At 47.5% G+C, this 21,730-nt stretch carries 22 protein-coding genes; 9 read left to right on the forward strand and 13 right to left on the reverse strand.

Features of this window, described 5'->3' with window-relative positions; genetic code table 11:
- Positions 1-61: 61 nt before the first annotated feature.
- Positions 62-925: a type II CAAX endopeptidase family protein gene (locus tag NST07_RS33250; RefSeq protein WP_341097254.1), complete on the forward strand. Its 864-nt coding sequence runs from the start codon at positions 62-64 to the stop codon at positions 923-925.
- A gap of 135 nt (positions 926-1,060) precedes the next feature.
- On the opposite strand, the gene NST07_RS33255 is transcribed toward NST07_RS33250, so the two are convergent.
- Both NST07_RS33255 and NST07_RS33260 read right to left on the reverse strand, forming a co-directional pair.
- On the reverse strand, positions 1,061-2,188 hold the full coding sequence (locus NST07_RS33255) for a nucleotidyltransferase domain-containing protein (RefSeq protein WP_341097255.1): 1,128 nt from the start codon (positions 2,186-2,188) through the stop codon (positions 1,061-1,063).
- Between the two features lie 220 nt (positions 2,189-2,408).
- A complete protein-coding gene (locus NST07_RS33260; RefSeq protein ID WP_342480833.1) occupies positions 2,409-3,278 on the reverse strand; it encodes an SMI1/KNR4 family protein in 870 nt (289 codons plus the stop codon).
- A 210-nt stretch (positions 3,279-3,488) separates the two neighbouring features.
- Between NST07_RS33260 and NST07_RS33265 the strand changes: the two genes are divergently transcribed.
- Together NST07_RS33265 and NST07_RS33270 are read left to right on the forward strand one after the other, a co-directional pair.
- Complete coding sequence (locus NST07_RS33265; RefSeq protein ID WP_342480834.1) at positions 3,489-4,355, forward strand: AraC family transcriptional regulator; 867 nt, start codon at positions 3,489-3,491, stop codon at positions 4,353-4,355.
- A 35-nt stretch (positions 4,356-4,390) separates the two neighbouring features.
- On the forward strand, positions 4,391-4,948 hold the full coding sequence (locus tag NST07_RS33270; RefSeq protein ID WP_342480835.1) for a DUF5823 family protein: 558 nt from the start codon (positions 4,391-4,393) through the stop codon (positions 4,946-4,948).
- Here NST07_RS33270 and NST07_RS33275 read toward each other — a convergent pair.
- Positions 4,917-6,644: an ABC transporter ATP-binding protein gene (locus NST07_RS33275; RefSeq protein WP_342480836.1), complete on the reverse strand. Its 1,728-nt coding sequence runs from the start codon at positions 6,642-6,644 to the stop codon at positions 4,917-4,919. The two genes, NST07_RS33270 and NST07_RS33275, sit on opposite strands and share 32 nt — an antisense overlap.
- A 419-nt stretch (positions 6,645-7,063) precedes the next feature.
- Here NST07_RS33275 and NST07_RS33280 point away from each other — a divergent pair, with 419 nt between their 5' ends.
- The gene (locus tag NST07_RS33280; protein WP_341097264.1) at positions 7,064-7,861 is read left to right on the forward strand and encodes an AIM24 family protein; all 798 of its coding nucleotides are present in this window, start codon (positions 7,064-7,066) and stop codon (positions 7,859-7,861) included.
- A 91-nt stretch (positions 7,862-7,952) separates the two neighbouring features.
- Here NST07_RS33280 and NST07_RS33285 read toward each other — a convergent pair whose 3' ends face one another.
- From NST07_RS33285 to NST07_RS33295, 3 genes are read right to left on the reverse strand one after another with little or no spacing between them, the layout of a single operon-like run.
- Positions 7,953-8,759, reverse strand: coding sequence for an anti-sigma factor (locus NST07_RS33285; protein ID WP_341097267.1), 807 nt, complete (start codon positions 8,757-8,759; stop codon positions 7,953-7,955).
- Entirely contained in the window at positions 8,752-9,330 is a 579-nt protein-coding gene (locus NST07_RS33290; protein ID WP_342480837.1) for an RNA polymerase sigma factor, read from the reverse strand. The genes NST07_RS33285 and NST07_RS33290 overlap by 8 nt, the downstream gene beginning before the upstream one ends.
- Positions 9,331-9,384: 54 nt before the next feature.
- Entirely contained in the window at positions 9,385-10,215 is an 831-nt protein-coding gene (locus NST07_RS33295) for a sugar phosphate isomerase/epimerase (RefSeq protein WP_341380184.1), read from the reverse strand.
- Between the two features lie 194 nt (positions 10,216-10,409).
- Between NST07_RS33295 and NST07_RS33300 the strand changes: the two genes are divergently transcribed.
- Together NST07_RS33300 and NST07_RS33305 are read left to right on the forward strand one after the other, a co-directional pair.
- The gene (locus NST07_RS33300) at positions 10,410-10,625 is read left to right on the forward strand and encodes a hypothetical protein (RefSeq protein ID WP_341097272.1); all 216 of its coding nucleotides are present in this window, start codon (positions 10,410-10,412) and stop codon (positions 10,623-10,625) included.
- Positions 10,626-10,677: 52 nt separating this feature from the next.
- A complete protein-coding gene (locus NST07_RS33305) occupies positions 10,678-11,346 on the forward strand; it encodes an HAD family hydrolase (RefSeq protein ID WP_341380186.1) in 669 nt (222 codons plus the stop codon).
- Positions 11,347-11,406: 60 nt separating this feature from the next.
- Here NST07_RS33305 and NST07_RS33310 read toward each other — a convergent pair whose 3' ends face one another.
- From NST07_RS33310 to NST07_RS33320, 3 genes are all read right to left on the reverse strand, one after another.
- Positions 11,407-11,748, reverse strand: coding sequence for a zinc ribbon domain-containing protein YjdM (locus NST07_RS33310; protein WP_341097822.1), 342 nt, complete (start codon positions 11,746-11,748; stop codon positions 11,407-11,409).
- A 139-nt stretch (positions 11,749-11,887) separates the two neighbouring features.
- The gene (locus NST07_RS33315) at positions 11,888-13,105 is read right to left on the reverse strand and encodes a glycosyltransferase family 8 protein (RefSeq protein ID WP_342480838.1); all 1,218 of its coding nucleotides are present in this window, start codon (positions 13,103-13,105) and stop codon (positions 11,888-11,890) included.
- A gap of 120 nt (positions 13,106-13,225) precedes the next feature.
- Positions 13,226-14,269, reverse strand: coding sequence for a sugar phosphate nucleotidyltransferase (locus NST07_RS33320; RefSeq protein WP_342480839.1), 1,044 nt, complete (start codon positions 14,267-14,269; stop codon positions 13,226-13,228).
- Between the two features lie 306 nt (positions 14,270-14,575).
- Here NST07_RS33320 and NST07_RS33325 point away from each other — a divergent pair, with 306 nt between their 5' ends.
- Entirely contained in the window at positions 14,576-15,115 is a 540-nt protein-coding gene (locus tag NST07_RS33325; protein ID WP_341097282.1) for a MerR family transcriptional regulator, read from the forward strand.
- A 160-nt stretch (positions 15,116-15,275) separates the two neighbouring features.
- Here the strand turns inward: NST07_RS33325 and NST07_RS33330 are convergent, their stop codons facing one another.
- Both NST07_RS33330 and NST07_RS33335 read right to left on the reverse strand, forming a co-directional pair.
- The gene (locus NST07_RS33330) at positions 15,276-15,560 is read right to left on the reverse strand and encodes an alpha/beta-type small acid-soluble spore protein (protein WP_341097283.1); all 285 of its coding nucleotides are present in this window, start codon (positions 15,558-15,560) and stop codon (positions 15,276-15,278) included.
- Positions 15,561-15,613: 53 nt separating this feature from the next.
- Complete coding sequence (locus NST07_RS33335; protein WP_341380190.1) at positions 15,614-16,315, reverse strand: helix-turn-helix domain-containing protein; 702 nt, start codon at positions 16,313-16,315, stop codon at positions 15,614-15,616.
- A 99-nt stretch (positions 16,316-16,414) separates the two neighbouring features.
- Here NST07_RS33335 and NST07_RS33340 point away from each other — a divergent pair, with 99 nt between their 5' ends.
- Positions 16,415-17,035, forward strand: coding sequence for a flavin reductase family protein (locus NST07_RS33340; protein WP_341380192.1), 621 nt, complete (start codon positions 16,415-16,417; stop codon positions 17,033-17,035).
- Between the two features lie 79 nt (positions 17,036-17,114).
- On the opposite strand, the gene hprK is transcribed toward NST07_RS33340, so the two are convergent.
- Entirely contained in the window at positions 17,115-18,032 is a 918-nt protein-coding gene (gene hprK / locus NST07_RS33345; protein ID WP_341097287.1) for an HPr(Ser) kinase/phosphatase, read from the reverse strand.
- A 198-nt stretch (positions 18,033-18,230) separates the two neighbouring features.
- On the opposite strand from hprK, the gene NST07_RS33350 reads away from it, so the two are divergent.
- On the forward strand, positions 18,231-19,898 hold the full coding sequence (locus NST07_RS33350) for a diguanylate cyclase (protein ID WP_342482000.1): 1,668 nt from the start codon (positions 18,231-18,233) through the stop codon (positions 19,896-19,898).
- Positions 19,899-19,962: 64 nt separating this feature from the next.
- On the opposite strand, the gene NST07_RS33355 is transcribed toward NST07_RS33350, so the two are convergent.
- The gene (locus tag NST07_RS33355) at positions 19,963-21,465 is read right to left on the reverse strand and encodes a malate:quinone oxidoreductase (protein ID WP_341097292.1); all 1,503 of its coding nucleotides are present in this window, start codon (positions 21,463-21,465) and stop codon (positions 19,963-19,965) included.
- Positions 21,466-21,730 lie beyond the last annotated feature (265 nt).

Raw genomic sequence — 21,730 nt, forward strand, 5'->3', positions numbered from 1 at the left:
GGTGGAGGGATTGCTATACTATTCCATGGATATACATACATTGGAAAAAGAGGGGTTAATCATGAAAATTAAACTGGCCAGCACACCTGCCTCCGCTACGGGCGGACAGGAAGAACGAATGCGATTTGCCCGTCGGGGACTTCTCGTTTTTTTCACCCTGCTCATTCCCATCTCTGTCATCGGCTATATTTTGGGTATGAAAAACCCCGCTTTTATACTGCTCCTGATGTGGGCGCCGGGCCTTGCCTCAATCTTCGCCCGTTTGATCCTGCGCGAAGGGATCGCTGATATCTCCTTAAGAGTGGGTGGACGCCGATCGTTAAAGAAACTACCTTTTGTACTTCTGTTTCCTGTCTTTATTGGCTTCGTAGCCTACGGTATTGCCTGGATCACTGGACTCGTGCAATATGTTACGCCTGAAACCTATATTAAGGCTCCCCCTGCTGTAGTCTTCACGGCACTTCTGCTGGTGCAGATGGTCGCCGGTACCGCAATGGGGCTGATCGGCAGCCTCGGCGAGGAATTGGGCTGGCGGGGTTATATGCTGACACGGCTGATTGATGCGCATGTTCCTTACCCGATATTGACGAGCGGGATCATCTGGGGACTATGGCATCTTCCCTTAATAATTGCTGGACTCTATTATTCCGGCCCCTATCTCGCTCTCTCCATCGTATTGTTTATGGTTACAGTAACCTCATTCGGATATATCATTGGACGTCTCCGCCTCACTACCGGCAGCGTCTGGCCTGCTATCTTCCTGCATGCTTCTTGGAATGCTGTGATCCAAAATGTCTTTGATACCTTTTCTGAAGGGGATCAAGTGCTGTTATGGACGGGTGAGTCCGGCGTATTCGTGGCCCTTGCCCTGCTGGTAGCGGCATTGATCCTTTCACGCATACCGATGAATGTAAAAAGACTGTGAAGGTTTAAATGCGGATGCGGATTAAATCCCATAATTACCATATTTTCTATATATAGCGAAATTGATTATGATTTCAAAAAGACACAAAAAGCACCCATCCCTTTAAGGGTGAGTGCTTTGCTCCCGCAGAATAAATTATGCTGTTGCGTATTTTCCCTTTAGAAATGCTTGAAATTCTTCAATATCCGCGAAGCGGTTGATCTCCACTCCCTTGGAGCGGAAAAGCCCTTCCAAATCAGCATTTAACCGTTCCACAGCGGTTTGTAACGGCGATAGGTCATCCGGGTTCAGCAATCCAGCCAGCTCCGGGAATCCCAACCGCCGGTATACGTCCTCATAAGCCGAATGAAGCATCAAATCGCTGGGCCAGATTCCCGTCTCGGCAAGAAATAAAAAGCTGGCGATCTCCTCCTGTGCCTGTATGGCGGAAAAGAATGCCGTATCATAATCATTCCTTTCGCAAGCGGTAATGATTTTGTCCAGAACGCCCTTCACCTCTTCATAACAACCCTTCATGCGGTCGGGGTAAGAAGGTGCGTCATAGCCCATTTCCTGCTCCGCTGACAGAATAGCAAATATACCCGCTACCAGTTCCTCACAAGCTTCTACAATCTCGCTTGTTACGCTGCTGCGCATAATGGTTTCCATCAGCGGCTCCAGGCGGGGCGGTTGTAACGGAAGACTGAGAACTTGCTCCCGGTTTTTGCCGAAGCCGCTTTTATAATATGTTCCATTCAGCAACGCCAGGCTTTGCAGCCCCCTCGTTAATACGCCGTACGCTTCTGTTCTGTAATAAGCTATATTCCCGGATGCACCGGCGCGGCAAAGGTTATACAGGTGTGTGTATACATTGCAGAACTCGGCTTCTGCTTTTCCGACCCTGTTGCTTCTGTTTTCGGGGGATTGCATGCTGGAAATAGGTTCACGCAGCTTCATGAGTCTTTCACGGTCTTCCTCTGAGCGTACGTACAGCAGCTTGCAGTCAGCGATAATCGAAGTTTTGAATTCCTCAAATGAGGCCATGCTTGCCGCACGTTCCCAACTGATTGGCCAAAAGTCGAAACTGATGTCATCAATAATAAACTGAATGCTTGCCCCGTAACCTTTAGGCGTAGCCGGAATGAAAAAGAAGTCCAGGTCCGAGCGTTTAGTAGCCGTCCCTTGAGCATATGACCCGTAATAAGCAACCAGCGCGATATCTTCGGAATAAACTTTTTCAATATGATTTACAAGCGTCTTGGCAACATCAAACACATTCAACATTGTATTTCCTCCCGTTGTGTAAGCCTTGCCCCGTCATCATAGCAAAGTTTAATCCCCCCGTTTAGGCAGAGTTCAGCTATAATTTTTGTCTACTGTGCAGAAGAACCGGCTATGTCCTTTCTTATCAGTTGCAAAAAGGCCCTCCTAATGGGGGCCTTTGCATTCCAACTATTCAGCATGACGTCATTACACTGAACTGCATGATTCTATCTCCGGCAACTCAGTTCTCCGCACTCACCAGTCCGCGAATAAAGGCCTCAAAATTATTGGCCAGCTTCGTGATCTTGTAGTTATTATCCTTGTCCACATGAACAACCTCCGGTTCGCCGTCATTCCCGGATGAGCGGTAATCCAGCATTACCACTTCATGCTCTGCGGCAGGGGTGTCGCAAATGACTACACCAATCTCAGGGTAGCCGCCCTCTTCAATTCTAACCCGGCTGCCCGCAGCGCCGCACAGCGATTGACTCTTATCCCGTCCAATGCCCAGAAAACCGGAAATTTCGAGAGACTCTTGTCCTAAAGGAATACGCGTGTTGTGTGGAATCCCCCCGTTATGTAATTTCATCATGGAAGTATAGAACGCAGGCAGTTTGAAGACCAGTTCTTCCTCCACGGAAGCAATCAGCTCATCCGAAGGCGGCGCTGATACGTAGGTATCGAGCGCATACTCGCTGTCATCCCAAAAGTTCGAGAAATCGAATTTTTGTACAGGCTTCTTGACAGTGGACTTCTTCTTAGCGGCTTTACGGCGGCTGAGTGCCAGAAACTCCAGGGTATCTTCATCCTCAGGGTCCAGCTTGTCAGCGATTTCAAACGCTCTGATGGCTTCATCATATTGCTTCAGATAGTAATGGCAGAAGCCCACGCGGAAATGCCACAGCGGATCCTCTTCACCCTCTTCGGCGATTTCCTCAAAAAGCTCCAGTGCCTCTTCATAACGTCCGAGATTATTCAGCGCTCTGCCCAAGTGGCTATTCAGCACATAGTCCCGTTCCTCCGGATCAATCTCCTCAATCGCATCGACGATCTCCTGAATCTCGTCTTCTTCATGCCACAATTCCAGTTGTTCCAACAGATTTTCACTCATTATTTATGCCTCCCAGTTCGATAACTACTACTTATAGGAATTATACCATTTCCAGCCTGATTCCAGCCAACCAAGGACGAAGTGGACTTTATACTGCACCGGAAGACGCACAAGATGATGTTTAAATCACAGCAAGATTTATCAAAATCGGTTCAGATGTATGTTATATAGTATTACTTGCCGGAAGGGGTGAACATACTGTACTACCATTTGATCCATACGAGCATTGAGTATATTGAACAGCATCTCGAAGAGAAGCTCAGCCTAGAACGGATTGCACAGGAAGCGGGGTTCTCCAAGTATCACTTCCACCGTATTTTTCGTAAATATGTCGGCAAAAGTGTCTATGAGCATATCCGCAGCCGCAGGCTGAGCTGTGCGGCAAATCTCCTGCTGTATTCGGAGGAGCGCATTCTTGATATTGCGTTGCAATATGGCTTTGAGAGCCAGGAGGCCTTTACCAGAGCTTTTAAGGAAATTTATGCTTTACCGCCTGCCCAATACAGAGCGCAGATGAAACTGCTTATTCAAGAAAGAGAGGTCTACACAATGTCAGAAATTAAAGGCTGGAAAGTTACCGGAACGACTCCGGAGAAGTATAACGTGACGCTGGATACCCGAATCCACTATAAGACCACCCCCTCTGTCTGTCTACAGTCTACGGCCGGAGAAACATTCGAGTTCAATGATTTCGGTACAGTGATGCAGCAATTCCAGGCCCAGCCGTATACGGGAAAGCGGATGCGGTTTGCCGGCTTTGTCAGTACGGAGAATGTCACCGACTGGTGCGGTTTATGGATGCGGATTGATGATAAGCTGCAGAACCTGTTAGCCTTCGACAACATGCAGCACAGAAGCATCCGGGGGACCACGGAATGGAACCATTACGCTTGTGTGCTGGATGTACCTCCCGAAGCCGTATGTATCAATATCGGAATCCTGTTGACAGGCCCCGGGAAGGTATGGCTGGGAGATTGTGAATTTGAAGAAGTAGGCAAGGATATCCCGGTAACGGATGGCCTGGTGGATGCAGAAGTCTTTCCGCCGGAACCGCAAAACCTGAAATTTGACCAATAGTTCTTATACCACATAGGTTTGGGGAGGCCGTAATTTTGTTTTCCATCATCGGAGAAGTATTAAAGACAGGTATTAAACTTCTGACAGAACTGTTTTCAGGGGAATTACCCGGATATTTCTATACATGCTGCATAGGACTTACCCTGTATATCCTCATTTATTCCTATTGGGAGAAACAGGCGCAGGCCACTGCAGGAAGCTATTCAAAAAATGTTCTTATAGAAACAGCTTCCCATCTGATCGCCTGGATCGTGGCCATGCTTATCGCAAAGTTTTTTGCAGGTATTATCGACCAAGGGGTTGCTCCGATGGAGGACCGCACCTACTATACCGCCGGTATGCTTATGGTGATCACGTATGATCTGTCCGTAGTTTTGTCACTGATTACCCAGAAATTGAACATAAAAAGAGAGGCCGGGGAAATAAGCTCCTTTCTCTTCGGTCTGGGTCTGGCTTATGTCATCTTCCTGCTGGCCGGGGAATATTGGTTTGCGGAGTTGACGATGTCACAGTCCTATCTGATCACCTTATCCATTGTCACTGCCATTTTTGCTGCACTGTTCAAGATTTCGCAAAGGGAAGAGTTTGGTTAGATACCCTGCCATTATTCCACAAGGCCCTGAAGGGAGCGCAATGTTCCATTAAGGACTCGAAATCCCCTTCGCCCGCAAGACAGCCGTTCTCCATCACAAGAATTTTGTCGACCTCTTTAATAAAATTCAGCCTATGGGCTATAATGATCACCGTTTTGTGCTGAAATTCGCGGAAGACCGTTTCCATGATGCTTTTCTCCGTAATATTATCGAGGGCTGATACCGGTTCATCCAGAATGACAACATTTCGCTTCTGCAAAATAGCCCGGGCAAAGGCCAAACGCTGTCTTTCGCCTCCCGATAATTTGAGGCCTTTCTCCCCTACCAGGGTATCCAGCTGCTCCGGCAGCTGCAGCACCTTCTCTTTCAAATGAACCTTGTCCAGCACAGCATACAGCTCTTCATCCGGATGGCTCTGCTCGAACACCATATTCCCCCGGATGGAATCGTCAAAAATCGGACTGTCCTGAGAGAGATAGGAGATATGTTCGTAATAGCCGTTCAGGCAAATCTGATCCAACTCCACGCCGTCGAGCAGCAGCTGGCCTCCGCTCTTTTTTAACAGTCCGGCCATTAATTTGATGATCGTCGATTTCCCGCTTCCGCTCAGTCCCACCAGAGCAACCGACGTTCCGGGCGCAATCGAAAAGGATAATTGACGCAGAACCGGAACCTCTCCATACCCAAAAGACACATCTCTGAATTCAAAAGCACCCCGCAGCTCTGTAACTGCTGTTCCGGCTTCCAGATTCCGGTCCTCCGGCGCATTGATGAACTGCTCAAACCGCTGGTAGGTTACTTTATTCAGCCGATAATTCACGAACAGCACATTGAAAATGGCAATCGGCGTATATATTTTATCAATAAACATAAACAATGCGACCATCACCCCAAGAGAGGCCTGACCTGACACCACGTTTCTCACCCCGTAGATCAGCACAATCACTTTGATGACAGTAATAAACAGTTCGAAGATTGCAAAAAAGGACTCATGAATCATTTGCAGCTGAGCACTTTTATGAATGATATTTCTTGCGGTATCACTTATTTTGCGGATCTCCTGCTCATACTTTCTGTTCGTCCGGAAGACGACCAGCTCCATAAATCCACGAATGGAATATCTGGACATGGCTTCTTGCTCTTGAAGTATGGTTGACTTGATCCGGTACAAAACTTTGAGCAATACGTTTGTGATCAGGAAGATCACAACATAGCCGGCAGCAATCACCAGCATGATCCGCATATCGTAGAAGCTGATGAAGATCAGGCTGAAGATGATCGTGGGCAGCAGCTCATGCAGGGTTTTGAGGAAAAAGGAGTATATAATGCTGTTGCCGGCCGCTGCGCCGTTCTCAATCACTTTGATCATTTGGCCCGTACCCATCTCCTGATAGGCCAGATAATCAATTTTGGATATTTTGGATAGCGCCAGGATCTTCAATCGCTCCGTGATGCTGTTCGACAGATGAGCGCTTGGATATTCATCCACATAGTTAAGGACGACCACCAGGCCCAGCAGTACCCCATAGCTCACAATAAAGCCCGATATTTCTCCTAAAGATGTTCCTTTCACAGCCCTATCCAGGATCTCCTGAAAGACCACAATCCCCAGACTACTTAAGAATTGAATGGCAAAACCTAAACTGATGTACAGCACAATCCACCCTTTCAGATGGACAAGACATTTTCTCAACATCACAGATATCCCCAATCTTTCAAATGAAGTATATAAAAAAGCCGGGACTTCCCTCGCCGTTCAACTCCAGAGAACCCCCACAATTCAAAAATGTGTGGCCCAAAGTTAAACCGCTTAGTGTCCCGGCTCCGTAAAATGACTGCCCGACACCATTCCGAATGCTAGTAATAGTCGATCAAAAAGACAGACTGCCCCCTTGATAGCTGGTACGCGTGTTACCCAGCCCGATTACTAGTTCCTCGGAACGATACGGAAAGACATCCATTCACCTCATTTGTCAGATTCTCCATATTATATATTTCGTATTGTTATTATTCAAGAGTGAAAAGCAAGGATACTGCCCTTTCTTGTCGAATACCTATGCCTTGAAGGCAACTGCGTATTGTCACAATATCTGCGAGGGTGGAGGAGTGTATCTTATGGCTTACACGATTAATAATCTGAAAGATAACAGCAATGTAGTGATTAAGGAGCAGCTTGGCGGATTTACGGTCATCGAATATAAGGAGGATCTGAGCAGCACCACACTGCTGGAAGCCCAAAACAACTTCTTCATGAGCAAAAGCAATATGCGCAACAAGCAGCTTATGATTGAACTGAGCAACAGCGAGGTTATGCTGGGCGCAGGGGCGATGCAATATATGATTGGCAATATTGAAATGACCTCCGGGGTTAAGGGTGTTGGAGGGCTCATGAGAAACATCGTCTCCAGTGCGGTGACCGGCACCACGGCAATCAAACCGCTTTACAAAGGTACGGGAACGATTCTGCTGGAGACCACCTATAAATATTTGTGGCTGATTGACGTCGACAACGACCATATCGTCATTGACGATGGCATGTTCCTGGCTTGCGAGTCGACACTGGACGTTGCTGTCACTGCGCGTAAGAATGCATCCTCTGCCGTACTGGGAGGAGAAGGACTGTTTAATCTAAGTGCCAAAGGAAAAGGCATTCTGGCACTGGAAGCCCCCATTCCTTCCGAAGAAGCCGTCGTCATCGAATTGCAGAATGATGTACTGAAGGTGGATGGAAACTTTGCGTTAATGTGGTCCAATTCCCTGGACTTCACCGTGGAGAAATCCGGCAAAACCCGGATGGGCTCTGCGGCCTCCGGTGAGGGACTGGTCAATGTATACCGGGGCACGGGTATGGTGTGGCTGGCACCGCTGATTCAGTACAAAAACAGTCTGTTCCAAGCGAATCCCACATCTTAATCCGTAAACTAACTTATATTTGGAACAAGGGCCATCCGCTTGGATGGCCCTTTGTCTTCTTCGGTATCGGGGAATTTAATTCCCTGCCCTGTTACCCTTTTTTTATCGGTGCGGTAAGGACCATCTGCCCCCGTGGTGCTTCTCCACTGGCATCTGGCTCAAGGCTGATCGCCACTGTATCGTATTCCTGCGGTTTGAATGAATAATAGAGCGCGCCATTCCCCGCGCGTGATACAAAGGTTCCTGCATTCTGCGGGGCATCTCCCTTGATCAGCCATACCTGAAACACTTCCGTTCCTGTCAGCTCCGGCAGATTCTCCGCTTGAACGACAAGATGGGTGCCGCTGCTGTCAACGACGATCGTCGCCAAACCGCTGGCCACAATATCCTTGGCCGCCGGACTCAGTGCGACCGACTCATGAACCTTAAGCTCCTGTGCCGGCTTCGTGCCGCCGGCAATCTGCTGCTGGAGCTGGTCCACATCCTGACGCAGCTGTCCCGCATAAATCATCATAATCAGCACCGCTGCGGCAAGACCCAGGCTTACGTACCGCCAGAATGGGATTTTTTTGGCGGGCGCAGCCGGGGGCACTGTCTTCACTTCCCGTTCTACAGGAAGTGCCTGGACCGGCTCCTCTTCTATTGAACGTTTGACCTGTGCCGGAGCATCCGTTACCAGTACCCGGGACATTATCCGTGACTTCATTCCCGAGGGCAGCTGAACAGGCTCTGAGGCAAGAGGAAGCAGGTCCATCACGCTGCGATATTCCTTCACCCGCTTGCTACAATCTGTGCACTCCATTAAATGAGCCTCGAATTTCTGCATTTCATCTTCAGGCAAGGCTTCCAGAACATACAATTCAACCAGTTCACATCTATCGTTCGCCTCTTCAGTCATGAACATACTCCCTCCTTCCCCAATGGCTCAATCGCTTCTGGAGCTGTTTCATTGCCAATCTTACCCTGCTCTTAACCGTGCCCGGCGGAATGGATGCAAGGTCTGCTGCCTCCTGCTGGGTTAAGCCCTGATAATAGATCATATCCAGAGCCTGCTGCTGATCCCTGCTCAGCTCTCTCAGTGCTGCCCTTACCTGCTCCCCGGCCATCAGCAGCTCGGCCGTTTCCTCGGTCATCGTCGCCTGATCCTGGATCAGCTCCAGACTCTCTGATCCGGGTTGCTGCGGAACCCTTGTGCTCCGCTTGCGAAGATGGGCTATGGCAATATTGCGGGTCACCGTGAACATCCAGGTGGTGAGCTTCCCCTTGGCCGCATCAAAGTGCTCCGCATTCTTCCAAATACGCAGGAACAGCTCCTGCATCACTTCCTCGGCCGCCATCGAGTCCTTTACTATCCGGTAGGCAAAGCTATAGATTACTTGTTCATATCGGTCGTAAAGCCTTTCGAGGGCATCCGGGTCTTTTTGCATTATGCGCTCAATCAATTGCCCATCGTCAGCTGTATCAAACAATTCCAGTCCTCCTTTTACAAAGTAAAATGGCCATTCTTATGTGTGTTTAAGTTTTTAGACCGGCTGCTTAGCCCAGCCGGAACGAAGCCACTCCGCCGATTGTTCCATGTAGCCCAACTGGTCCACAGCATCAAAATGCTCAATAGCCAGCGTATCATCGTAACCGCTCGCCTTCAGCCGGGTCAGAATCTCTTCAATCGGGATGAAGCCATACCCGGCGGGCGATGGGAACAGCCGCGCTCCACTCATGGCCAGCTTCGGCATGCCGCCATTCTGTTCATCCAGTGAGCGGTCTTTGCAGTGGACATGGACGACTCTATGCTTAAGCTTCTCAAAGGCTTCCAGTTCATCCTCACCACGGTAAACGAAATTCCCTGTATCAAAAGTGATGTGCAGCTTAGGCGCATGCTCCAGGAACCAGAGCAGTTCCTCCGAGCCGGAGAACGGCGCGCGAAGGTCATCGAAGTCCTCCATCGTCACAAGAATGCGTTTACGTTCAGCATAATCACAAATCGCTTTCAAAGCCCCGGCCATATTATGCAGCGCCTTATTGCGCTCCTCGGCACTTGCAGATTCATCAATGAATCCGGGGATCATGAGCACTTTCCCCGCTCCCAAATATTCCGCCGTGTCGATAAATTCAAACCCTGGATTGGTATCGGGGTCATTCCCAAAATCAAAAAAGCCATACATCGACGCGACCGAAATACCCGCTTGTTCCAGCCGTTTCTTCATGACCTCTTTGCCGCAGCCTAAGGCCTCTTCAAGATCCAGCTCTACCGCACTGATGCCAAACTCCTGTGCTTTATCCAGTACTTCCTCCAATGTCAGCCCGGTTTGCTCGCTTGCCCTTACAATATGATTGTAAAACACAGATAGGTGCACAAGAAACCTCCTTTCATGTCATTCGGCTAGAAGCTGGCACTATTATATCACTTTAGATCACCCTAAATCACATGGGTCGAGGAACAGGATGAAGCGGTTCACACCCCACCCAAAATATTGAATAATGATTTAAATTATGTTAATATGCGAACATAAGTTCCTATCAAATAGCTCAACTAGAGGGGCAATTCACTATGGAAAACAAAGATGATGCTGAAATGATCACAGACCGCCAGATCCTGGAATTAATGCAGGCTGTCAGGCAAAAGGACCCGGAAGCGATGCTGGAGCTTATTCAGCTCTATAAGGAAGATATAGTAAATATAAGCAAGTTCATTCACATGCCCAAAGAAGATGCTGTTTCTGAAATCATCCTTGAATTTCTGGAGTATATCCAAAGGAGCGATTGATTCTGATATAATGTATTTTATTTCCTATACTAATTTATGGGGTGCTCTATATATGTCAATTCAAGCCGTATTATTTGATTTTGATGGGACGCTTGCCGATACTTTGCCGGTATCCTTCAGTGCCTTTAAAGCCGTATTTAAGCAATACGATAATCGAGAGGTTACGAATGACGAACTGGTTGCCATGTTTGGCCCGACAGAGGAAGACATCATTGGCGGCAACTTCAAAGATAAAGCCTCCGTTCTGCAAGGTATTCAAGATTATTACTCGTTATATGAGCAGGGGCATTTTGAAGAAGATTTCCAACCCGACCAGGGAATTATGGATCTGCTTCATTTATTGAAGGGACAAGGTGTGAAGCTTGCTGTAATCACGGGGAAAAGCAGACGCGCGTTTGAGATATCAACCGGGGCTTTGAACATGACGGACTTTTTTGATATCACGATTACAGGGGATGACGTGGATAGACCCAAGCCAGACCCCGAAGGTATACATAAAGCATTGAACATACTGGGCCTTGATCCGGCAGATGCTGTATTCGTAGGTGACAGCAATGCAGACATCCTCGCAGGCAAGGCTGCCGGACTGCGCACTTACGGTGTCCGCTGGTTATCCACTTACCAGAGCCTGGTCTACGATGTTTCGCCGGATGGAATTTTCAGCAATGTAGCGGAATTCCGCGAACTTCTTGCTAAAGAGATCCCCATTCAAAAAAATTAAGGGTTGAAAGATGCACAAAAGCGGCCAGCGAATGTTATCGCTAAAGCCGCTTTTGTCTTTTTATACCTTTTTCACAAACTCTGATTTTAATTTCATGGCCCCAAACCCGTCAATTTTGCAGTCAATATCATGATCTCCGTCAATCAGACGAATATTTTTTACTTTTGTGCCTATTTTCACGACCAAAGACGTTCCTTTAACTTTCAGGTCTTTAATCACTGTTATCGTGTCGCCATCGTTCAGGACATTTCCATTGGAGTCTTTAACAATCTTTTGATCTTCGCTGTCCCCGGCCTCTGCTTCCAGACTCCATTCATGGGCACATTCCGGGCATACGAGCAAGCTGCCATCCTCATAAGTGTATTCCGAATTACATTTTGGACATTTTGGTAAATTCGACATAGTATTGTTGTTCCCCATTTGCTGTTTTTCTACTATAGTCCCATAATCCTCACCTATTGGCAATCCTTAAAGAAACCACTCCTGAGCGGAGTGGTTTCTTTAGATTCAGGAACACTGGACAGATCCTTGGCATAGGTCCTTATGAGGTACGTTTTAACGCATGTTTTCTTCTTACCACATGAATTCTCTTTTTTCTGGCCAAACGTTGCCTTCTCATTGCCAATTTGCGTACTTTTCTCTTCTTTGCACGATGTCCTTTAATCAGCCTTACCCGCTTGAGAGAGCGGAATTTGAGACGGATCAATCTTTTTCTTCTCAGTCTTAATTTTAACCGCAACACTCTGCGGCGTTTCAGTCTGTGCCGCTTTACGGGAGGCTTCACCGGAACTGGTGGGGCCACCTCAGGGACCAGTGGTGGTGGCGGTGGTGGCGGTGGCGGTGGCGGTGGCGGCGGAAGCAGTATTTCTGCAGGCTGATGCACCTCTTCCACATGCTGTATCTCTTCTACATGATGGATTTCCTGAGCGGGTAGCTCAGGGGCGATGTAGACCGGCTCCGGTTCATAAACTGGCTCTGGTGTGAATTCTTTAGACCAGGGAGTCATGGAAAGGAACCTATTGTACAGCGGTGATGCGGGAGACTCCGGCTCCCACCATTTGGTGTCTCCGGCGAAATGAACAATTTTATTATTTAAATCCAGTTCATCATGGGCGAATGTATTAAACCGCAGATCCATCTGCAAAAAGTTGGAGCTGTATATGGCATTCAGAACATCCTGATCAGGCATGGTCATCGTTGGATAATAGCGCAAGAAATGAAGCATTTCTCCATACCAGTTCGGATGCTTACGAATATTATCCAGTTGGAACAGAATGACTCCCGAGTTGAAATACACCTCCGCATTTAATCCAAGTGAAATAAAATACTCCAGCATATTTTCGCCCTGATCCAATACTGCGCCCAAATAGCGTTCTCCCAGATCGATGCTCCACAATTCGTTAATATCCATATTGACCAAAATGTCGCAGTCCAGATAAATAACCCTGTCAACCTGAAGAATTAGCGGAAACAACAAACGGTACATACTGGCTATCGTCCAATAGTCTATTTTTTGCACACCGGACGCAACCTCTTTCAAGTCCTCAGGAACAGTAACATGATAAAAATAAATGTTGTGATAGAATGTTTCCACCAGCTGGGTAAGCTTCCACTTGTTTTCTCCGCTTAAGGTATCATCGTGCACAATGTGCACATTGATCGGTTGCTGGGTATTGGAAAAGATTGATGCAAGTACAACACCCGCATGTTCGGTATAGCTCCCGTCTTTGTCATTGATCGTCAAAACCAGCTCAATCATTCTCAAGGATCACCTGCCCTTAAAAGTATACTCCTGCACATTTGTCTGATGCATTAGACTACTTTAAGTGTATGTTTATCCCTGTGTCTGGATTGGACTAATCCCCAGTACGTATCTAAATTATTTTGAATCGCCGTTCTGCGGGTCAGAATGGAGTCTTGTGACTGTTGAACGATCACCCAGAATATGACGGGCCGGCTGCTCGTGAATTTCCTGTTCGGCCAGATGAACATGTGATCCAAACACACTTCCCGCCGCATGGACATGGGACAACCGCACCTCATCCGTCAAAATACTATTGGTTATAATGCAATCTTCGACGACACAATTCGGCCCAATATACACATGGGGTCCAATCACACTGTTCATTACGAGGGCGGTTGGATCAACAATGACGGGAGGAATCCACTGAACCTTACTGTCCTGATCAGAGCGGTCTGCAAAGTTCTTTGGATCATGATCCATCTTGTAGCGATTCGCCTCAAGCCAGCGTTCATGGGTACCGATATCAAAAAATGGCGCCTCCGTCACACTGTACGCCACATGTCCGCCTTGTGAGATGAGCATTTGAATGGCATCAGTCAACTCATATTCTCCGCGGGGAGAAGGCGTAAGTCTCTCAATGACCGGCCAGATGGCCGCAGTTAAAGCATATACGCCGACAATAGCCAAGTTAGATTTCGGAGATTTCGGCTTCTCCTCCAGACTGACAATTTGCTGTTCCTCAATCACGGCAACACCAAATTGACTGGGGTCCTCGACCCGCTGAAGCAATATCGAAGCCTTAGAATGATCCGCGTCCAGTGAGCCAATCAAGGGCTCTATGTCACCTTCATATAAATTATCGCCAAGCATTAATACAAAAGGAGAATCCGCCATAAAAGACTTTGCACTTTTGACCGCATCCGCCAGACCCTTAGCTTCATCTTGCAGCAGAAAGGTTAAAGAGGCGTTCCACCGCTCCCCGTCCCCGATCGTTTCCCGGATCTCCCCTTGTGTAGCGTTCACTACGATTCCAATATCGGTAATACCGGCAGCAACAAGCTTCTTAATGATGGAGACAAGAATATACTCCCCGTTAACAGGCAACATGCATTTGGGTTTGGTATAAGTCGAAGGCCGAAGTCTTGTTCCCTTACCGGCGCATAAGATTAATCCTTTCATAACCATCCTCCTTACTCTTAAAATCTGCAATCTTTGAAACTCAGTGAAATGGAGTCTCTTTATATTTTATGCACAAACTGTGAAGGGGCTTGGGTATATAATAAGCAGCAATAACCTATTAATCTATTATCTGGTTTGACTGCACGAAATGGCCTTTTTTGTAGAACAGTATCCTTCAGCTAACCGTATGTTTGCTCGTAATAGCACTTTGTTTAGCGAATAGACACCTCCTTTGTCACCCTTGCAGGGAGTCGCTTAAAGACAACGAATTGGTTATAGCAAACACCCCGAAGCGGAGGAATCGAAATGGAAATGTTAAAAACAAAGGAAGCTGCAGAACTGCTGTCCGTTAGCCAGACGACAATCAAACGTTGGGCCGCCATGTTCCCTAATTTCTTTCCAAAGGACCGATTTGGGCACTACATCTTCACCGGGCAGGAAATCGGCCTGCTACAATCTATTAAAGAGCGAATCGAGCATGGGGAGACCTTGGATAGTATTGATCTGGGGGGCAACAAACAACCTGAGCCGGCAGAGCCGCTGCAAGATATGCGCCCCCTGCGCACACCGGATAAGCCTATGGAAGAGCTGTTATCCCGCATCGTTCATATTGAACACTCCCTTGACCAGAAAGCCGACGAAGTGGTCTCGGTTCAACTGCTCCGGCAGCGTGAAGAACTCGAGGACCTGCGCCAGATGATCCAGCAATTGGCTGTATCCATAGAAACAATTCAGAAACCAAACAGCAAAACATCGTCCTCTGAAGAAATACGCCCTATTGCCACTGCCAAGCTTCAGGCTCCACCCAAAAAGCGCGGCCTTTTGCGCACTTTATTCTCACTGTAAGGTACATGCAGCCTGAGTCCTGATGAATACAGCACTCGGGCTGCTGCTTGTCAACGCAAAAAACCGTCCCCAGAGGGACGGAGTTAGCTATATTAAGAATGATGTAGTTGATCCGGCAGAAGCACGCAAGCCTGTATAGCTGCTGCTGCAGCTTCATGGCTTAGGGTTGGTCTTTGTTCGCAAGCTGCTCCTGGGCAAGACGGACCATTTCCCGGACCATCGCACCGCCGATTTTCCCGCCAATATGTCCGGCTGATTCCGTAGTCAGACCGCCATTGTTGCCTGGCTGCAGAGGAATACCCAGCTCCTTGGCCACTTCGTATTTTACGTTGTCCGGGTGGCTGGGATCAACGGCATAACCTTCGCTCTTCATCACATCTGCTTTGAACGTCTGCATCCCCTGTGCAGCCCCGGGCACGGCATATCTTCTATTTCTTCTGGCCATCCTCATGCACTCCCTTGATGTCTTTTCCCTAACATACCCTGAAGGCTTGAGAGTTATCCCTGTTCATCCTCAACATCCAATGAAAAAACTTCCTTGAAGCCCCTTTTGCCCTCAGAAGTAATCTTTATGGCTCGTGTGTTAGGCAGACGCTGCACCCAATTCACCTCTAACAGCTTCTCCAGAAGAGCACTCCCTAATGCTCCGGCAAGGTGGTGCCGTCTTTCACTCCAATCCAGACATTTGTGTGAAAATGAGCGGCGTTTTTTCTTAACCTGTTCAACGTCTATTTGAAAGCTTGCAAAAAAATCCTCCCCCTCTTCAGTTACAGCAAACCCTTCCTTATCTTCACGCAGAATACCTGCTCTAAGGAGGGCATTGGTTAATTGAACTCCTATACTCCCGGCGAGATGATCATAACAAGTTCTTGCGTAACGCAGTGCTTTATCCTCTGAAGCTTGTCTTAAAGACTTAATTGGGACGGGTGGAGCGAGTGATAACAAGGATTCCATCACCTGGGCTACCTCCTGATTACGAATCCCATAGTACCGGTGTCTCCCTTGTTTCTCAACGGCAACTACGTTAGCATTGACCATTTTTGCTAAATGGAAACTTGCTGTTTGAGGCTGGATGCCTGCCATATAGGCTAACTCACTTGCTGCATGAAACCTTCCATCCAGTAAAACAGTTAATATTGCTGCACGGGAAGTTTCGCTCACCAGAGAAGCAATCACAGCTACATTCGAATTTGCTTTCATTTTCGCCCTCCATTTTTGCATTCCACATTTCGATGATGATTGAACTATTTATATTATACAATTAGGGAGGATGTATACAAAATAGGAGGAGAACGACTAATGAACAATACGAACCAGATGCCACAGACAGAATTGATTAAACCTAAAATTCTCTATTATGGAACTCCGGTCATATTGCTAAATACATTAAATGAAGATGGAACAGTAAATATTAGTCCTATTTCTTCATCATGGGCATTGGGAGATTGTATTGTACTAGGGGTTGGACTGGAGGGGAAAGCGCTTGAAAATTTAGAGCGGCTTCCTGAGTGTGTAATTAATATTCCGGGCCCTTCCCTTTGGGAGAATGTAGAACAATTAGCGCCTTATACCGGCAAAAACCCCGTTCCAGAGCATAAGCAGAAATATGGATTTTCCTATCAAAAAGACAAATATGCTATAAGTGGATTGACTCCTGCCCAGTCTATAGCGGTACAACCTGCACGAATTATGGAATGCCCGCTACAAATTGAAGCCCGCGTAAAAAACATTCGGATTCCTGAGCATTCTCCGGACTTTGCTATTATTGAGACCCAAGCTGTCCATGTACATGCGCATAAAGAAATTATCCTTGAAGGAGATCATATCGATCCGCAAAAATGGAGTCCGTTAATCTATAATTTCCGTCATTATTTCGGCCTGGGTCATCCGCTCGGTAAAACCTTTCGGTCAGAAACATAAAACCCGGACATTCCATAAAAAAGAAGACAGACTGCCTAGGGTTCCTTCGCAGTCTGTCTTTCTACCCTATTCCCTACGCTCACGGCTGCATCCCATCTTCGATCCGCTTCATGAAATCTTCAACGGCGCTGTAACCGAGCTGCTTCAGGTACCAATTGTTGGCGGCTGCCTCGATCAGACCGGCGACATCACGACCCGGCTGAAGCTGGACCTCGATATGCGGAATTTGGACGCCAAGATATTCGGTGAACTTAGGTACCAGCTCCAGCTCATTATTCAGAGAATTCTCCCGCCATGGGGACAGCTCAATGTCGAGTACGATTCGTGTCTCGTCCTGAAAAGCCCTGCGCCCGTATTGGCGTACGACATTAATCAGCCCGATGCTCCGCAGCGCCAGGAACTCGCGTGTTGTCTCATTATGCGTCCCGAGCAGCGTAGCCGGCCCCAGCTTCTTAAGCACCACTATATCGTCCGCCACGAACCGGTGGCCTCTTCTAATAAGCGTGTGTGCGGTTTCGCTTTTGCCGATCCCGGACTTGCCCCTGAGCAGTATGCCTATGCCCGATACGTTGACGCATACGCCATGGATCGACAGCTCGGGCGCAAGTGTCTTCACCAGATAGCTGTCCAGCTTGGCGATGAACTCGGTTGTCGTCTCTGCTGTCCGCAGCAGGGGAATGCCCTCCTGGTCGCAGAACAGGGTCAGATAAGGGATCTCCTGCTGGCCTGTCGTCACAATGAAACACGGCGGATGATATTTGACGATATTCCCGATATGCAGCCTGCGTTCTTCTACGCTTAGCGTCAATAAATAATTAATTTCCTTGCGCCCGAGCACTTGCACCCGCTCCATGGGAAAGAAATCAAAATACCCCACAAACTCAAGCCCCGGTCTATGCGTCCGCGGACGGGTAATTAAACGGTCCATACGGCTGGAACCCGCAAGCACCTCCAAATGAAACTTTTCCGTAAGACTTTGAACGGTGATCGACTTCATATTGTTCTCCTCCTGCGGCTTATCTGGATACGCCTACTTATTCAATAGTGCGGTTTCGGATATATTCAACGGCCGAATGGTACTTTCCTGTATTAATCCCCTTAATATCTTGTAATCTTTCCATGCTGATTATATATTAAAATCAATATATAAGACTCTAGACCCACATTGATTCAAATTACTAATAATAGCAAGAGGGTGCACCAATTGGCTTTGGAGTCGTGGATTGATTTGATACTTTGCTTCATTTTATTTCTTTTGTTCGTATACATATTTACTTCAGTCACAATTACAAATCTGCATAAAGTATATTTGGCATTTCATTTTTCCATGATGATATGGCCTTACTGCCAGTTCGCCATCAGATCCGCCCGGGACCCCATTTACCAATTGTTTTATGTGAAGCTTGCCTTTGTGGATGCTTCTCTGCTGACTGCCGGCTGGATCTTCTTCACCATTCTTCTCTCAGGCCAATCGCAATTTCTCAAGCGGAAAATATTAATGCTCCTGTTCATCCCGGCTATCATCTCATCGCTCGGTGTGGTGCTGAATCCGAATGGCTGGTTTGTTCTCCCTGTAAACGGCGGATATGTCGAAAGAATCTATGGTCCTATTTTTTGGATCAATATTTCGATTCTCGTTATCCATGCCATCGTATCCTTATATATCATTTATGTAGCCCTGGTCTCCGATCAGGCGCCCCGGATTAAAAACCAGGTCATGTACATGCTGAAAGGGATACTGGCGGTGACCGTATTTCTTATGCTCGATATCTTCCTGAATGTTGTACTAGATGATTATTTGCCCGTCATCCCGGGGTTCACCTCTTTGGGTATTGTGATCTCAGCTATTTTCTTTGTGATTACAATTCATCAGGATAAAGTGTTTGATATTGTGACCATCGCCCACCAGGATATTATAGATACGTTGGAGTATGGGATTCTAGTGCTTGATGATCATGAAAAGGTGGTGGAAATCAATCAGGCCCTGCACCCCCTCCTGCTAATGGAAGCCGGTGACCTGTTCGACATATCCGGCATCTTGCCCGGCAGCACCGTAGAGAACGCAAACTTCCTGCTTCGTTACCGGGAATGTCCCGATGAGGTGGCTGAGATTGAGTTCTGGAAGCCTGACATCCAGCTATACATCCACATTCATGCCGCGCCCATTATGGTTAATGCTGTCAGGGTGGGGCGGATCATCACGTTCCAGGATATGAGCGAACTTCGCCGGCTCATTGAGGAGACTAATCATCAGAACAGCATCCTCCAGGAAAGAAACGAATCTTTAATCAAGGTCCAGGAGGAGTTGTTTCAGACCAACCGCAAGCTTACGAAGATGGCGATCACCGACAGCTTGACAGGATGCTATAATCGTCACTATTTAACCCAACAGCTGGAGAGTGAAGTGACCAAGAACCGGGAATACCGGGCCCCGTCCACACTTATCCTGATAGATATTGATTTCTTCAAAGCGGTCAATGATCGTTACGGTCATTTGGCCGGAGATGCGGTGATTTGCGGTACGGTGGATATCCTGCAGCAAACGATTCGGCAGGATGACATCTTAGCCCGTTATGGCGGAGAGGAATTCATTATTTATTTACCGGATACGGATGAGTCACAGGCACTGCTCCTGGCCGAACAGCTCAAAGCGAACATAGAATTCAATAAGATGAGTATCGAGAATGTGGATCAGCCTGTGTCGGTCACCATTAGTATGGGTCTTCTAAGTATCAGTGATTTCACGGCCCGGCAGCCAAGGGACGCGGCTGCCTACTTAAGTGATTTGTTCAAATCGGTGGACGAAGCCTTATACGAAGCTAAAGATCAAGGCCGCAACCGGATTGTTTCCATTCGAGGATAAGGACTTATAGCCGGAGCGCTACAAAAAAGTTGAACCGTACGAAACGGTTCAACTCAAGGATGGTTTATGGGGTCGTTTGCGGTTCTTTTTCACTTAGACCAAGTGTCTGCGTTAGAGAAGCCAGAATCTCCTGGAGCAATTCCGGGTTGTCCTCCAGTGAAATGCCGTAAGAAGGAATCATTTCTTTTATTTTCGGCTCCCATTGCCTGATATGCTGCGGGAAGCATTTCTCAAGTACTTCCAGCATCACGTGAACGGCAGTAGAAGCACCTGGAGAAGCGCCCAACAGCGCAGCTACCGACCCATCGGCGGCACTCACTACTTCGGTACCAAATTGGAGCGTTCCTTTACCACCCTCCGTATCTTTGATCACCTGCACACGTTGGCCTGCTGCCACCATACTCCAGTCTGCACTTTTGGCGTTGGGAATAAACTCGCGTATTTCATCCATACGTTGTTCATTCGATAACATTAGCTGCTGGATCAGATATTTGGTCAAAGACATTTCTTTTACACCAGCCGCCAGCATGGTGAGGAGATTATTCGGTTTTACCGAACCGATCAAATCCAAATTCGAACCCGTTTTCAGGAACTTTGGCGAGAAGCCGGCAAACGGTCCGAACAGCAGTGCCTTTTTGTTGCCGATATAACGGGTATCCAGATGCGGGACAGACATTGGCGGAGCCCCAAGCTTGGCTTTACCGTATACTTTCGCATGATGCTGTGCGACGACTTCCGGATTGTGGCAGACCATAAATAATCCGCTTACCGGAAATCCGCCAATATGTTTGGACTCTGGAATGCCGGTTTTTTGCAGTAAGGATAAGCTGCCGCCTCCAGCCCCGATAAAGACGAATTTGGCGGTATGGTACTCAATTTTACCGTTATCCAGATTATGCACTTTAACTTTCCACATACCGTCGCTGGTCCGTTTAATATCCTTGATCCCATGCTTATAGTTGATTTCGACGTTTTGGCTTTTTAGATGATCAAACAACAGGCGCGTCAAGGCGCCAAAGTTGACATCTGTTCCCGAGTCGATCTTGGTTGCAGCTACCGGTTCATTCGATGTACGGCCTTCCATCATCAGCGGAATCCATTCCTTCAGCTTCGCAGGGTCATCGGAATACTCCATCCCCTGAAACAGAGGATTTTTTGATAGCGCTTTAAATCGCCTGTTCAAATAAGAGACGTCCTTTTCCCCTTGCACCCAACTCATGTGCGGAAGCGGCATAATGAAGTCCTGCGGATGACGAATCAGGTTGCGTTCCACCAGATAAGACCAGAACTGTCTGGAAAGCTGGAACTGTTCATTGATTTTTACAGCTTTACTGATATCTATGGATCCGTCGTACTTCTCGGAAGTATAGTTGAGCTCACACAGTGCCGCATGGCCCGTACCTGCATTGTTCCATTCGTTAGAGCTTTCTTCTCCCGCGCCTGCAAGCTTCTCAAACACTTTAATTTCCCATTCCGGTGCTAACTCTTTCAGCAAAGCTCCCAAAGTCGCACTCATGACTCCGGCACCAATTAAGATAATGTCTGTTTTTTTCTGTTCGCTGCTCATAAAAAACCTTCCTTATCTCTTTTATATTTGCAAAAAAGAGCCAGACCGACTGCTTAGGGGCTGTAAGAGGCAAGGCTCCACTCAGGAATACTATTAAAAACGTTATCGGCTGTTATCAGATAATTATATACAATTTGAAGCAAATAAAAAATCAAAAGTTTACACAATCCGTATGACATTTATATGCAGATGTTTGATATGGGAATACCGGATGATTCGCTTTCGGCTTGACTCGTTACGTTTACACTTGTAAACTATAACTATC

This window comes from Paenibacillus sp. FSL L8-0340 (genome assembly GCF_038593145.1).
Lineage (GTDB): Bacteria > Bacillota > Bacilli > Paenibacillales > Paenibacillaceae > Paenibacillus_AQ.

Excerpts from the sequence above, each read along its gene's own strand:
- NST07_RS33285 (WP_341097267.1), bottom strand. The coding sequence starts at position 8,759 with ATGACTGAAGAGGCGAACGATAGATGTGAACTGGTTGAATTGTATGTT.
- NST07_RS33260 (WP_342480833.1), bottom strand. The coding sequence starts at position 3,278 with ATGAGTGAAAATCTGTTGGAACAACTGGAATTGTGGCATGAAGAAGAC.
- NST07_RS33280 (WP_341097264.1), top strand. The coding sequence starts at position 7,064 with ATGGCTTACACGATTAATAATCTGAAAGATAACAGCAATGTAGTGATT.
- NST07_RS33305 (WP_341380186.1), top strand. The coding sequence starts at position 10,678 with ATGTCAATTCAAGCCGTATTATTTGATTTTGATGGGACGCTTGCCGAT.
- hprK (WP_341097287.1), bottom strand. The coding sequence starts at position 18,032 with ATGAAGTCGATCACCGTTCAAAGTCTTACGGAAAAGTTTCATTTGGAG.
- NST07_RS33255 (WP_341097255.1), bottom strand. The coding sequence starts at position 2,188 with ATGTTGAATGTGTTTGATGTTGCCAAGACGCTTGTAAATCATATTGAA.
- NST07_RS33320 (WP_342480839.1), bottom strand. The coding sequence starts at position 14,269 with ATGAAAGGATTAATCTTATGCGCCGGTAAGGGAACAAGACTTCGGCCT.
- NST07_RS33275 (WP_342480836.1), bottom strand. The coding sequence starts at position 6,644 with ATGTTGAGAAAATGTCTTGTCCATCTGAAAGGGTGGATTGTGCTGTAC.
- NST07_RS33250 (WP_341097254.1), top strand. The coding sequence starts at position 62 with ATGAAAATTAAACTGGCCAGCACACCTGCCTCCGCTACGGGCGGACAG.
- NST07_RS33310 (WP_341097822.1), bottom strand. The coding sequence starts at position 11,748 with ATGTCGAATTTACCAAAATGTCCAAAATGTAATTCGGAATACACTTAT.
- NST07_RS33315 (WP_342480838.1), bottom strand. The coding sequence starts at position 13,105 with ATGATTGAGCTGGTTTTGACGATCAATGACAAAGACGGGAGCTATACC.
- NST07_RS33330 (WP_341097283.1), bottom strand. The coding sequence starts at position 15,560 with ATGGCCAGAAGAAATAGAAGATATGCCGTGCCCGGGGCTGCACAGGGG.
- NST07_RS33325 (WP_341097282.1), top strand. The coding sequence starts at position 14,576 with ATGGAAATGTTAAAAACAAAGGAAGCTGCAGAACTGCTGTCCGTTAGC.
- NST07_RS33300 (WP_341097272.1), top strand. The coding sequence starts at position 10,410 with ATGGAAAACAAAGATGATGCTGAAATGATCACAGACCGCCAGATCCTG.
- NST07_RS33340 (WP_341380192.1), top strand. The coding sequence starts at position 16,415 with ATGAACAATACGAACCAGATGCCACAGACAGAATTGATTAAACCTAAA.
- NST07_RS33355 (WP_341097292.1), bottom strand. The coding sequence starts at position 21,465 with ATGAGCAGCGAACAGAAAAAAACAGACATTATCTTAATTGGTGCCGGA.
- NST07_RS33335 (WP_341380190.1), bottom strand. The coding sequence starts at position 16,315 with ATGAAAGCAAATTCGAATGTAGCTGTGATTGCTTCTCTGGTGAGCGAA.